Below are 11,844 nucleotides of genomic sequence, written 5' to 3'. Positions count from 1 at the left end.
ACAGCATTCCCTTCAGCGCACGCTGAGGGTGAAGCCGATCCGCGTCAGCCACTCGGCTTCCTGCTCGAAGTCGGCCTGGGTCAGCGGGTTGGCCGCCAGCCAGCCGTCGGGGAAGGTCAGGTCCAGGCTCTGCGGGCCGGCCTTCAGCTGTACCTTGGGCATTTCCTGGGTGCCGCGGATGTGGTGGAAGAGGATGGCGAAGCGCAGCAGCACGCACAGGCGCTGCAGCTGTACGCCGTCCTCGCCGAACTCGGCGAAGCGATCCTTGGGGATGTTGCGGCGATGGCCGCGCACCAGCAGGGCCAGCATCAGCTGGTCGCGGCGGGAAAAGCCGGCCAGGTCGGAGTGCTCGATCAGGTAGGCGCCGTGCTTGTGGTACTGGTAGTGGGCGATATCCAGGCCGATCTCGTGCACCCGCGCGCCCCACTGCAGCAGGTCGCTGTGCCAGTCCTCGTCCAGCTGCCAGGCCTCGGTCACCTTCTCCAGGGCCTGCAGGGCCTTGGCCTCGACTCGCGCGGCCTGCTGCAGGTCGACGTGGTAGCGCTCCATCAGCGCGCCCAGGGTGCGTTCGCGTACGTCCTCGTGGTGATGGCGGCCGAGCAGGTCGTAGAGCACGCCTTCGCGCAGGGCGCCCTCGGAGTGGTCCATGCGCTGCAGGTCGAGGGCGTCGAAGATGGCCTCGGCAATGGCCAGGCCGGCCGGGAAGATCTGCCGGCGATCGGGCTTGATGCCCTCCAGGTCGAGCTTGTCCGCCTCGCCCAGCTTGAACACCTTGCGCTTGAGCCAGGCCAGGCCCTCGGGGTTGATCTCGCCGTTGCCCAGGCCGCCGGCCTTGATCGCCAGGCCCACGGCGCGAATGGTGCCGGAGGCGCCCACCGATTCCTGCCAGCCCAGGCGCTGCAGGCCCTGCTCGATGCTCATCAGCTCCAGGCGTGCGGCGGTGTAGGCCTGGGCGTAGCGCGCCGGGGTGATCTTGCCGTCGCGGAAGTAGCGCTGGGTGTAGCTGACGCAGCCCATCTGCAGACTTTCGCGCAGCAGCGGTTCGAAGCGCTGGCCGACGATGAATTCGGTGCTGCCGCCGCCGATGTCCACCACCAGGCGCTTGCCGGGGGTGTCGGCGATGCTGTGCGACACGCCGAGGTAGATCAGGCGCGCTTCCTCGCGGCCGGAGATGACTTCCACCTGGTGGCCGAGCAGTTCGTCGGCGCGGCGGATGAACTCGGCGCGGTTGCGCGCCTCGCGCAGGGCGTTGGTGCCGACGATGCGCACGGCGCCCTGGGGCAGCCCCTGGATCAGCTGGCCGAAGCGGCGCAGGCAGTCCAGGCCGCGCTGCATAGCTTCCTCGCTGAGCACGCGCCCGTCGTCCAGGCCGGCGGCCAGCTGCACTTTTTCACCGAGCCGCTCGAGGATGCGGATCTCGCCGTGGTCGGTCTTGGCCAGCACCATGTGGAAGCTGTTGGAACCGAGGTCGATGGCGGCAATCAGAGGAAACTGCTTGGCGGTGTTGGGCATGAAGGATTGTCCCTTGGCAAACGTTGGCGCCGGTCCTGAGCGAGCGGGCACCGCATGGCAGCATGTTAACCGCCCGTGGCTGGGTTGCCGTAGTCTTTCATCAGCAGTATGAAATCCATTGATAGTCAAGCTCAATGGAGAGCGGCTTTCGGCAGGGGCGGATGCGGGCTATCATGGCGCCACTTTTCTGCTTCCGATCACGGAGACTCACATGAGCGATTTCATCACCAACGTCAGCGACACCAGCTTCGAAGATGACGTGATCAAGGCCGAAGGTCCGGTCCTGGTCGACTACTGGGCCGAATGGTGCGGCCCGTGCAAGATGATCGCCCCGGTGCTGGACGAAATCGCCCAGACCTACGCCGGCAAGCTGAAGGTCTGCAAGCTGAACATCGACGAAAACCAGGAAACCCCGCCGAAGTACGGCGTGCGTGGCATCCCGACCCTGATGCTGTTCAAGAACGGCAACGTCGAGGCCACCAAGGTCGGCGCCCTGTCCAAGTCGCAGCTGGCCGCCTTCCTCGACGCCAACATCTGAGGCGTTCGCCGCTGTAATAGAAGCCCCGCACATCGCGGGGCTTTTTCTTTGGGCGCAGGCTGGACGTCGCGATAAACGCGGTGTTACATTCGGGCCTGCAACGGGTTCCCCGTTGCCCCCCAAGCCGTCGCCGACGCACTCCTCCCGATAATATCGAGCGATCCAGTCGCCTTCTCGCGGCGCGGCCAGCAAAGCCCAAGGCTTTCCTTCCCTCCTTCATATACCTACGTCATTCCTATGAATCTGACCGAACTCAAGCAAAAGCCGATTGCCGAACTGCTGGACATGGCCGACCAGGCTGGTCTGGAAAACATGGCCCGTTCGCGCAAGCAGGACATCATCTTCGCCCTGCTCAAGAAGCACGCGAAAAGCGGCGAAGAGATCTCCGGCGACGGCGTGCTGGAGATTCTCCAGGACGGCTTCGGCTTCCTGCGCTCCGCGGACTCCTCCTACCTGGCCGGCCCGGACGATATCTACGTCTCGCCCAGCCAGATCCGCCGCTTCAACCTGCGTACCGGTGACACCATCGTCGGCAAGATCCGCCCGCCGAAAGAAGGCGAGCGCTACTTCGCCCTGCTCAAGGTCGACACCATCAACTTCGACCGCCCGGAAAACGCCAAGAACAAGATCCTGTTCGAGAACCTGACGCCGCTGTTCCCGACCAAGCGCCTGACCATGGAGGCCGGCAACGGCTCCAAGGAAGACCTCACCGGCCGCGTGATCGACCTCTGCGCGCCGATCGGCAAGGGCCAGCGCGGCCTGATCGTCGCCCCGCCGAAAGCGGGCAAGACCATCATGCTGCAGAACATTGCGGCCAACATCACCCGCAACAACCCCGAGTGCTACCTGATCGTTCTGCTGATCGACGAGCGCCCGGAAGAAGTGACCGAGATGCAGCGCACCGTGCGCGGCGAAGTGGTCGCCTCGACCTTCGACGAGCCGCCGACCCGCCACGTGCAGGTCGCCGAGATGGTGATCGAGAAGGCCAAGCGCCTGGTCGAGCACAAGAAGGACGTGGTCATCCTGCTCGACTCCATCACCCGCCTGGCGCGTGCCTACAACACTGTGATCCCGAGCTCCGGCAAGGTGCTGACCGGTGGTGTCGACGCCCACGCCCTGGAGAAGCCGAAGCGCTTCTTCGGCGCCGCCCGTAACATCGAGGAAGGCGGTTCGCTGACCATCATCGCCACCGCGCTGGTCGAGACCGGCTCGAAGATGGACGAGGTGATCTACGAGGAATTCAAGGGCACCGGCAACATGGAGCTGCCGCTGGACCGCCGCATCGCCGAGAAGCGTGTGTTCCCGGCCATCAACATCAACAAGTCCGGCACCCGCCGCGAGGAGTTGCTGACCGGCGAGGAAGAGCTGGCGCGCATGTGGATTCTGCGCAAGCTGCTGCACCCGATGGACGAGATTGCCGCCATCGAGTTCCTCACCGACAAGCTGAAAGATACCAAGACCAACGAAGAATTCTTCCTCTCCATGAAGCGGAAATGATTCGAGCGTTGCCACAGAGGCCGGGGAAACCCGGCCTTTGCGTTTGTGCAGCCTTCTGAATAACCCAGTTCGGCGCTAAACTTTGCGCCCCGACCTGTGAGGCCCAAGCATGCAGTATCGCGACCTGCGCGACTTCATCCGCGAGCTGGAAAAGCGCGGCGAACTCAAGCGCATCCAGACCCCGGTTTCCCCCGTGCTGGAAATGACCGAAATCTGCGACCGCACTCTGCGCCGCGGCGGTCCCGCGCTGCTGTTCGAGAAGCCCACGGGCTTCGACGTGCCGGTGCTGGGCAACCTGTTCGGCACCCCCGAGCGCGTGGCCTTGGGCATGGGCGCCGAGGATGTCGGCGAGCTGCGCGAGATCGGCAAGCTGCTGGCCTTCCTCAAGGAGCCCGAGCCGCCCAAGGGCCTGAAGGACGCCTGGAGCAAGCTGCCGATCTACAAGAAGGTCATCAGCATGGCGCCCAAGGTGCTCAAGGATGCGCCGTGCCACGAGGTGATCGAGGAGGGCGACGCCGTCGACCTGGGCAAGCTGCCGGTGCAGACCTGCTGGCCGGGCGACGTGGCGCCGCTGATCACCTGGGGTCTGACCATCACCAAGGGGCCCAACAAGGAGCGGCAGAATCTCGGCATCTACCGCCAGCAGGTGATCGGCCGCAACAAGGTGATCATGCGCTGGCTCAGCCACCGCGGCGGCGCGCTGGATTACCGCGAGTGGTGCCAGAAGTACCCGGATCGTCCCTATCCGGTGGCCGTGGCCCTGGGCGCCGACCCGGCGACCATCCTCGGTGCCGTCACCCCGGTGCCGGACACCCTCTCCGAGTACGCCTTCGCAGGACTCTTGCGCGGCCACCGTACCGAGCTGGTCAAGGCCATCGGCTCCGACCTGCAGGTGCCGGCCAGTGCCGAGATCGTGCTGGAAGGTCATATCTATCCGGGCGAGACCGCGCCGGAAGGCCCCTATGGCGACCACACCGGCTACTACAACGAGGTCGACACCTTCCCGGTGTTCACCGTGGAGCGCATCACCCGTCGCCGCGAGCCGATCTACCACAGCACCTACACCGGCCGGCCGCCGGATGAGCCGGCGATCCTCGGCGTGGCGCTGAACGAGGTGTTCGTGCCGATCCTGCAGAAGCAGTTCCCGGAGATCACCGACTTCTACCTGCCGCCGGAAGGCTGCTCCTACCGCATGGCGGTGGTGACCATGAAGAAGCAGTACCCCGGCCACGCCAAGCGCGTGATGCTCGGCGTCTGGTCCTTCCTGCGCCAGTTCATGTACACCAAGTTCGTCATCGTCACCGACGACGATGTGAATGCCCGCGACTGGAACGACGTGATCTGGGCCATCACCACGCGCATGGACCCCAAGCGCGACACAGTGATGATCGACAACACGCCGATCGACTACCTCGACTTCGCCTCGCCGGTCTCCGGTCTGGGCTCGAAGATGGGCCTGGATGCCACCCACAAGTGGCCAGGCGAGACCTCGCGCGAGTGGGGCAGGGTGATCGAAAAGGACCCGGCCGTGGTCGCACGTATCGACGACATGTGGAAAGAGCTGGGCATCGACTGATGAGCGCGTCACCTGCTGAGCAAGTCATGAAGATCACCCTGCAGCCCTCGGGCGCGGTGCTCGACGTGCATGGCGGCGAGCGTATCCTCGATGCCGCGCGGCGTCTGGGCTACGACTGCCCGCAGAGCTGTCGCAACGGCAACTGCCATATCTGCGCGGCGTTGCTGGTGGAGGGGCGGGTGCGCCAGGCCGGCGCCGAGCTGGACCACGGCGAGCTGTTCACCTGCCTGGCCGAGCCGCTGCAAGACTGCGTGCTGCATTGGGACGGCGTGCTCGCCCCGGGCGAGTTGCCGGTACGTACCTTCGGTTGCCAGGTGCTCGATCTGGAAGACCTCGGCGGCGATGTCTGCCGCGTGCTGCTACGTGCACCGGCCGGCAAGGCGCCGCGCTACCACGCCGGGCAGTACCTGCTGCTGCAGCGTGACGACGGCGAATGGTCGGCCTTCTCCCTGGCCTCGGCACCCCATCAGGGCCGTGATCTGGAGCTGCATATCCTGACCCGCGAGGACAGCAGCCGGCAGATCGTCGCGCAGCTGCGCCGCATGCGTCTGGCGCGGGTGCAGATGCCGTTCGGCGACACCCATCTGGCCGAGTTGCCGGACGGGCCGCTGGTGCTGCTCGCCGCCGGTACCGGCATGGCGCAGATGCACAGCCTGATCGAGCACTGCCGCGCCACCGGCTTCACCCATCCGCTGCACCTGTACTGGGGCGTGCGTCAGCCAGACGATTTCTATCGGCTGGACAGCTGGCAGGCCTGGGAAGGCCAGCCCGGCCTGCATCTGCACAAGGTGGTCAGCGACAGCTGCGGCTGGGAGGGGCGTTGCGGCATGCTGCACGAGGCGGTGTGCCAGGACTTCGCCGATCTCAAGGCCCTGCACGTCTACGCCAGCGGCTCGCCGGGCATGGTCTACGGCACACTCGACGCCCTGGTCGAGGCCGGCATGGATGCGCACCAGATGCGCGCCGACGTGTTCGCCTACGCGCCCCGGGAATGATCGCCCGGCCATGAAAAAGCCGCCCGAGGGCGGCTTTTTTTGTGGCGGCAGCTCTTACTTGATCTGCACCACGACCTTGCCCACGGCCTTGCGCTGACCCAGCGCATCGATGGCCGCGGCACCCTGTGCCAGCGGGAAGGTCTGCGACACCAGCGGCTTGAGCTTGCCCTCGGCATGCCAGGCGAACAGCTGCTCGAAGTTGGCGGCGTTGTCCTGCGGCTGGCGCTGGGCGAACGAGCCCCAGAACACGCCGACCAGCGACGCGCCCTTGAGCAGCGGCAGGTTGGCCGGCAGGGCCGGAATGCCGCCGCCGGCGGCGAAGCCGACCACCAGGAAGCGGCCGTTCCAGGCGATGGAGCGGAATGCCTCCTCGAACAGCTCGCCACCCACCGGGTCGTAGATCACGTCGACGCCCTGGCCGCCGGTGAGTTTCTTCACCTCGTCCTTGAGGCTCTGCTCGCTGTAGTTGATCAGATGGTCGGCGCCGGCGTTGCGCGCCACTTCCAGCTTCTCGGCGGAGCTCGCCGCGGCGATCACGGTGGCGCCCATGGCCTTGCCGATCTCCACGGCCGCCAGGCCGACGCCGCCGGAGGCGCCAAGCACCAGCAGGGTCTCGCCCTTCTGCAGGTTGGCCCGCTGCTTGAGGGCGTGCATCGAGGTGCCGTAGGTCATGCTGAAGGCCGCGGCGGTGGTCAGGTCCATGGTCTTGGGCACTGGCAGCACGTTGTAGCCGGGCACTGCCACCTCTTCGGCGAAGCTGCCCCAGCCGGTCAGGGCCATGACCCGGTCGCCGGCCTTGAGGTGGCTGATCTTCTCGCCAACCGCCTTGACCACGCCGGCCGCTTCACCGCCCGGCGCGAAGGGGAACGGCGGCTTGAACTGGTACTTGCCTTCGATGATCAGGGTGTCGGGGAAGTTGACGCCGGCGGCATGCACCTCGATCAGCACCTCGTTCTTCTTCGGTTCGGGGCTGGGCAGGTCTTCCAGGACCAGGCTGGAGGCCGGGCCGAAGGCTTTGCAGAGCAGGGCTTTCATCGCACTTTCCTCGGGTTCGTGACTGTCCGGCAGTGTAGGAGGCGCGCCCGGTGGGTCAACGAGCATGCCCGCATCTGATGGCGGCCTATAAGCGTCGGGCTTGGGCGCGCGGGCCGCTATGGCTATGCTAGGCGGCATCTGCCTTCGAGGAATCTTCCGTGAAAAACCGCATCGCTCTGCTGCTGGCCCTGATCCTGCCGTGCACCGCCCTGGCCAGTGGCGGCGGCGAGGAAGAGAACGCCGCGCCCAAGGTCGCCTACGTCAGCCTGGTGCCGGCCCTGGTGGGAAACTTCGGCGCCGGGCCCAAGCTGAAGTTCTTCAAGGCCGACATCGCCCTGCGGGTGACCGGCAGCGAGGCCGAGGAGAAGGTCGAGCACCACGAGCCGCTGATCCGCAACCAACTGGTGATGCTGTTCGCCCAGCAGACCGAGGCCGGCATGGCCGACGAAGCGGCCAAGGAGAAGCTGCGCCAGGAGGCGCTGAAGCAGGTGCAGGACGTGCTGAATCAGGAAGAGGGCAAGCCCATCGTCGAGGACCTGCTGTTCAACAACCTGATCATTCAATGAGTCAGACGGGCGGCGCCTGGCGCTCACGCCCTTCGCCGGCCATGGCCTCGCTCCACACGCAGGTGCGATTGCGTCCCTCGTGCTTGGCCCGATACAGGGCCTGATCGCTACGCGCCACCAGCCCGCCCGGCTGTTCCTCGCTGACCGGCTCCGCCACCGCCAGGCCGATACTCAGGGTCAGGCGGCCCTGGGGACTGCCCGGGTGGGCGATGGCCAGCCCGGCGATCAGGTCGTGGACCCGCGCGGCCACATGCTCGCCGCCCTCGAGGCCGGTGTTGGCGAGGATGATGGCGAACTCCTCGCCGCCGTAGCGACAGGCCACGTCGCCCTCGCGCTGCAGGCTGTTCTGCAGGACTTCGCCGACCTTGCGCAGGGCATCGTCGCCGGCCAGGTGGCCGAGGCCGTCGTTGAACGCCTTGAAGTGGTCGATATCCAGCATCAGCAGGGCCAGCGGCGCGCCGATCCGGCGCAGGCGGCGCCATTCGCTGTGCAGCTGCTGGTCGAAGAAGCGCCGGTTGTAGATGCCGGTCAGACCGTCCAGCTGCGACAGGCGCTGCAGGCGCGCCTCCAGCTCCAGGCGCTCGCTGTTGTCGCGGGACACGGCGATCAGGTATTCGCGCTCGCCCAGCTGCACCAGCTGGGTGTTGATCTCCGCCGGCTGGCGGCTGCCATCACGGCGGCACAGCTCGCGCTGGAAGATCCGCGACTGGTTGTCCTGCTGGGCCGTGCGCACCTCTTCCAGCCAGGCGTGGAAGCCCGGCAGCAGTTGCTCGGGAGCCTCGCGCAGGAGCTGGGCGAACTGCTCGGCGCGGTAGCCGAGGCCGGCGTAGGTGGCCTGGTTCATGTGCAGCAGTTCGCGGCTGCGGGTATCGAAGATGAACAGGCTGTCGTGGCTGGAGTCGGTGAGGTCGAGCACCAGCTGCAGGCGCTCGCGGCTATCGCGCAGGTGGCGTTCGATCTCTTCGCGGCGGGTGGCTTCCACCTTCAGGCTGCGATTGGTGCGTTGCAGGGCGCCGGCGCGGTGAGTGTTCTCCAGGGCCAGGGCCAGGGCGGCCACCAGCAGCAGGCTGATGGCCAGCCCGGCGCCCAGTACCACCTGCGGCAGGGGCGTGGCCAGGCCCTGCAGCAGCTTGGCGGTGGGGCTCAGCTGCAGGCTGAAGGTGTCGTTGTTGAGCAGTCGCAGCGGCACTTCGCTGGCCATCTGCGACAGCGTGTCCGGACGCTCGCGGCTGTACAGGCTCTGACCGTTTTCCCGCAGGCGCACGCTGAAACTGTCACTGTCCAGATGAGCGAGCAGCTCGTCCATCAGTGGCTCGACGCGGAATACGCCCTGCAGGAAGCCATCGAAGCGATGCTGGTCCGGGCCGACCTCCAGGTACAGCGGGGTATAGAGAACGAAGCCGCGACCGCCCTGGACCAGCTGGAAGCTGTTGGAAAAGCGCTGCTCGCCGGTCTGTTTGGCCTGCATGGCCAGCGGATAGTTGGGATGGTCGGCGGTGAGGCGGAAATTGGCAGCGGCCTCGTTGCCGCGCAGCGGCAGCAGCCAGCGCATCTGCAGGTCAGGGCCGATCCATTGCACCGACTGGTAGGCGGGGAAGTCGGTCAGCGCCAGCTCGGCTTCCTGTTCCCAGTCGTCGCGCGACAGGCGGCCCAGGTTATTCCACAGCCGGGCGATGCGGCCGAGGCTCTCGACCTCGGTTTGCAGCGTGCTTTCCAGCTGGCGCGCCAGGCTGCGTGCCTGGTAGTCGACCCGTTCCTCCACGCGTGCCTGCTGATCGCGCTCCAGTTGGCGCCAGAGCATCAGGCTGGCCAGGCACAGCACCAGAAAGAGGAAGGCCAGCGCCAGGCGCGCGGGCCAGACGGGTCGTGCGCGCATGATCGGCTCCGCGAGGCTATGCCGTGGTGATAGCACAGCGCCGGTGGGGACTCAACGCATGGCGAGAATGGCCTGCCATTGTTCTTCACTGACCGGCATCACCGAGAGGCGGCTGCCGCGTTGCACCAAGGCCAGTTCGGCCAGTGCCTGTTGCTCGCGCAGACTGGCCAATGGCAGCACGCGTGGGAAGGCCTCGACGAACTCGACGTCGAGGGCGCTCCAGGGATTCTTCTCGGCGCTGGCCTTGGCGTCGAAGTAGTGGCTGTTCGGGTCCAGGGCAGTGGGGTCCGGATAGACCGGGCAGGCGATGCGCGCGATACCGGCGATGCCCGGTTCCGGGCAGCTGGAGTGATAGAAAAAGAACTCATCGCCGATCTGCATGCTGCGCAGGAAATTGCGCGCCTGGTAGTTGCGCACCCCATCCCAGCGCGCGCGGCCGAGCTGTTTCAGGTGTTGGATAGACAGTTCGTCGGGTTCCGATTTCATCAGCCAATAAGGCATGAACTTTGCTCCTGTCTGCCGGTCCTTGCGCGGGGCTGAAAATCGTTCCCGCGAATGACTGCCGGATGGCGTCAAAAAATGTGTGGGTCTTCACCGCTTCCTGGCGGCCGATGGCCCAGGCTAGGCGCCGCCGTAACGGCCAATAACAACACCGCCACCGGTAGAGAACAGTAGTGTGCCGAAAGGGGGAGGCAACTCGATGAAGCGCAAGCCAGATATTTTGTGGGTCCTGGTCATTCTATTCAGCCTGGGCATGGTTACCACGGGTTACACCCAGGGTCTCTGGGACCGTCAGGGCGACTCGCCGTCCAGCCAGATTCAGCAATGACCCACTGACATCGCCGCAGGGAGCGCGGCGGTCTCAGTTATGCCAGCGGCGATCCGTCACTACCGCGCCGAGGCGAATATCCCAACTGGCCAGAGTCAGCCTGTCCACCTGCTGACATTCATGCGCCACTCCTAAAAGCGTCGGCTTGTGCCAATTTTTGCGCAGTTGCCGATAGGCCAGGCTGCGGTCGTAGAAGCCGCCGCCCATGCCCAGGCGTCCGCCGTACAGATCGAAGCCCACCAGCGGCAGCAGCACCAGGTCCAGAGCCCAGACCTTGCGTTGGCGCGCGCGCCGCGCCTGTGGTTCCTCGATGCGGAAACGATTGCGTGCCAGTGCCTCGTGCGCATGCACGCGCTGGAAGTTCATCTTGGTGCGTGGCCAGTCGCGGAGCACCGGCAGGTAGGTCGCCTTGCCGCGACGCTGGGCCTCACGCAGCAACGGGCGCGGATCGATCTCGCCGTCATTGGGCAAATACAGGGCGATATGGCGGGCGCGGCGGAACAGCGGATGCTGGGCCAGTTGCCGGTACAGCGCGCGGGCGGCGCGCTGTTGTTGCTGGGGGGAGAGGTTGCGGCGAGCCTGGCGGAGCTGGCGGCGTAGCGCCGCGCGGGATAGATCACCAGCCAGGATCATGGAATTCTGGACTCCCCGGTCATGCCGCTGTCGGGTTAGCCCTTGAACCCGAAAGTTCAAGGTGGAGATTGCAGGAGGCGTTAAGGCTTTCCGTCAGGCGGACATGCACACCGGCCCCGCTGGCAACCCCCGTGGTTGTGCGTATCGGCTCAGGGACATCACCGACTGGCCAACACACCAGGGAGCTCGGGGCGAGTATACCCCATTCGACCGCTCTGCAATCAGAGTGTCTGGCCATCCGGATCGGCGGCCAGAGCAGTGTCGACCCGATCCAGCAGATCGCGCACGCGCTCGCGGGTGGAGTTGGCTTCCTGATCCAGGCGCTGCTGCTTGTGCAGCAGATCATGGGTGATGTTCAGCGCGGCCATCACGGCGATGCGGTCAGCGCCTATGACTTTGCCCCCGGAGCGGATCTCGCGCATCTTGCCGTCCAGGTAGCGCGCGGCGCTCTCCAGGTTGGCGCGTTCGTCCGCCGGGCAGGCGATGCAATATTCCTTGTCGAGAATATGCACGGTTACGGTGTTCGACTGGGTCATGAGTCCTGCTCCAGGGCTTTCAGGCGCGAAATCATCGCTTCGACCTTCTGCCGGGCCATTTCGTTCTTTTCGATCAGATGGGCGCGTTCCTCGCGCCAGGCCTTTTCACTGGCCAGCAGGGAGCGATTCTGCGTCTTCAGCTGCTCGACGCGCTGGATCAGCAGTTCCAGCTTGCGTGTGAGGGCTTGCAGTTCGGCGTCTTCCATCGGCTCCATACCTGGGCAGTGATCTCGGCACTATAAAGGATTGCG

The 11,844-nt window shown here is 65.8% G+C and carries 12 protein-coding genes and 1 other RNA gene; 5 read left to right on the top strand and 8 right to left on the bottom strand.

Annotated features, from left to right (window positions below; translation table 11 throughout):
- Positions 1-12: 12 nt before the first annotated feature.
- Positions 13-1,512, bottom strand: a complete 1,500-nt coding sequence (ppx, locus tag FFS62_RS15340) for an exopolyphosphatase (protein WP_137973700.1) — start codon at positions 1,510-1,512, stop codon at positions 13-15.
- A 211-nt stretch (positions 1,513-1,723) separates the two neighbouring features.
- On the opposite strand from ppx, the gene trxA reads away from it, so the two are divergent.
- The 4 genes from trxA to FFS62_RS15320 all read left to right on the top strand — a co-directional run bounded on the left by trxA (position 1,724) and on the right by FFS62_RS15320 (position 6,118).
- Positions 1,724-2,050, top strand: coding sequence for a thioredoxin TrxA (gene trxA, locus FFS62_RS15335; protein ID WP_137973699.1), 327 nt, complete (start codon positions 1,724-1,726; stop codon positions 2,048-2,050).
- Between the two features lie 237 nt (positions 2,051-2,287).
- On the top strand, positions 2,288-3,547 hold the full coding sequence (rho, locus tag FFS62_RS15330; protein WP_137973698.1) for a transcription termination factor Rho: 1,260 nt from the start codon (positions 2,288-2,290) through the stop codon (positions 3,545-3,547).
- 109 nt (positions 3,548-3,656) lie between these two features.
- On the top strand, positions 3,657-5,123 hold the full coding sequence (ubiD, locus tag FFS62_RS15325; protein ID WP_137973697.1) for a 4-hydroxy-3-polyprenylbenzoate decarboxylase: 1,467 nt from the start codon (positions 3,657-3,659) through the stop codon (positions 5,121-5,123).
- Between the two features lie 26 nt (positions 5,124-5,149).
- Positions 5,150-6,118, top strand: a complete 969-nt coding sequence (locus FFS62_RS15320) for a CDP-6-deoxy-delta-3,4-glucoseen reductase (RefSeq protein WP_137973696.1) — start codon at positions 5,150-5,152, stop codon at positions 6,116-6,118.
- Between the two features lie 54 nt (positions 6,119-6,172).
- Here FFS62_RS15320 and FFS62_RS15315 read toward each other — a convergent pair whose 3' ends face one another.
- A complete protein-coding gene (locus FFS62_RS15315) occupies positions 6,173-7,153 on the bottom strand; it encodes an NADPH:quinone oxidoreductase family protein (RefSeq protein WP_137973695.1) in 981 nt (326 codons plus the stop codon).
- A 158-nt stretch (positions 7,154-7,311) separates the two neighbouring features.
- On the opposite strand from FFS62_RS15315, the gene FFS62_RS15310 reads away from it, so the two are divergent.
- The gene (locus tag FFS62_RS15310; protein ID WP_137973694.1) at positions 7,312-7,719 is read left to right on the top strand and encodes a flagellar basal body-associated protein FliL; all 408 of its coding nucleotides are present in this window, start codon (positions 7,312-7,314) and stop codon (positions 7,717-7,719) included.
- Between the two features lies 1 nt (position 7,720).
- Here FFS62_RS15310 and FFS62_RS15305 read toward each other — a convergent pair whose 3' ends face one another.
- From FFS62_RS15305 to FFS62_RS15280, 6 genes are all read right to left on the bottom strand, one after another.
- Positions 7,721-9,595: a diguanylate cyclase gene (locus FFS62_RS15305; RefSeq protein ID WP_137973693.1), complete on the bottom strand. Its 1,875-nt coding sequence runs from the start codon at positions 9,593-9,595 to the stop codon at positions 7,721-7,723.
- Between the two features lie 51 nt (positions 9,596-9,646).
- On the bottom strand, positions 9,647-10,096 hold the full coding sequence (locus tag FFS62_RS15300) for an EVE domain-containing protein (RefSeq protein ID WP_137973692.1): 450 nt from the start codon (positions 10,094-10,096) through the stop codon (positions 9,647-9,649).
- Positions 10,097-10,457: 361 nt separating this feature from the next.
- Positions 10,458-11,057, bottom strand: coding sequence for a 5-formyltetrahydrofolate cyclo-ligase (locus FFS62_RS15295; protein WP_137973691.1), 600 nt, complete (start codon positions 11,055-11,057; stop codon positions 10,458-10,460).
- An 8-nt stretch (positions 11,058-11,065) separates the two neighbouring features.
- Positions 11,066-11,244: non-coding RNA, 6S RNA (ssrS, locus tag FFS62_RS15290), on the bottom strand.
- A 34-nt stretch (positions 11,245-11,278) separates the two neighbouring features.
- The gene (locus FFS62_RS15285; protein ID WP_137973690.1) at positions 11,279-11,593 is read right to left on the bottom strand and encodes a cell division protein ZapA; all 315 of its coding nucleotides are present in this window, start codon (positions 11,591-11,593) and stop codon (positions 11,279-11,281) included.
- Positions 11,590-11,799, bottom strand: coding sequence for a TIGR02449 family protein (locus FFS62_RS15280; protein WP_137973689.1), 210 nt, complete (start codon positions 11,797-11,799; stop codon positions 11,590-11,592). The genes FFS62_RS15285 and FFS62_RS15280 overlap by 4 nt, the downstream gene beginning before the upstream one ends.
- Positions 11,800-11,844: the final 45 nt, after the last annotated feature.

The sequence above is a fragment of the Pseudomonas sp. F(2018) genome (genome assembly GCF_005508865.1).
GTDB lineage: Bacteria > Pseudomonadota > Gammaproteobacteria > Pseudomonadales > Pseudomonadaceae > Aquipseudomonas.
Note: the sequence above shows the minus strand (reverse complement) of the source record. Positions and strands in the feature narration are given on the sequence as shown.

Bases quoted from the DNA above. Each gene is read 5' to 3' on its own strand.
- FFS62_RS15295 (WP_137973691.1), bottom strand. From the start codon at position 11,057: ATGATCCTGGCTGGTGATCTATCCCGCGCGGCGCTACGCCGCCAGCTC.
- ubiD (WP_137973697.1), top strand. From the start codon at position 3,657: ATGCAGTATCGCGACCTGCGCGACTTCATCCGCGAGCTGGAAAAGCGC.
- FFS62_RS15315 (WP_137973695.1), bottom strand. From the start codon at position 7,153: ATGAAAGCCCTGCTCTGCAAAGCCTTCGGCCCGGCCTCCAGCCTGGTC.
- trxA (WP_137973699.1), top strand. From the start codon at position 1,724: ATGAGCGATTTCATCACCAACGTCAGCGACACCAGCTTCGAAGATGAC.
- ppx (WP_137973700.1), bottom strand. From the start codon at position 1,512: ATGCCCAACACCGCCAAGCAGTTTCCTCTGATTGCCGCCATCGACCTC.
- FFS62_RS15320 (WP_137973696.1), top strand. From the start codon at position 5,150: ATGAAGATCACCCTGCAGCCCTCGGGCGCGGTGCTCGACGTGCATGGC.
- FFS62_RS15305 (WP_137973693.1), bottom strand. From the start codon at position 9,595: ATGCGCGCACGACCCGTCTGGCCCGCGCGCCTGGCGCTGGCCTTCCTC.
- FFS62_RS15300 (WP_137973692.1), bottom strand. From the start codon at position 10,096: ATGCCTTATTGGCTGATGAAATCGGAACCCGACGAACTGTCTATCCAA.
- FFS62_RS15285 (WP_137973690.1), bottom strand. From the start codon at position 11,593: ATGACCCAGTCGAACACCGTAACCGTGCATATTCTCGACAAGGAATAT.
- FFS62_RS15280 (WP_137973689.1), bottom strand. From the start codon at position 11,799: ATGGAAGACGCCGAACTGCAAGCCCTCACACGCAAGCTGGAACTGCTG.
- rho (WP_137973698.1), top strand. From the start codon at position 2,288: ATGAATCTGACCGAACTCAAGCAAAAGCCGATTGCCGAACTGCTGGAC.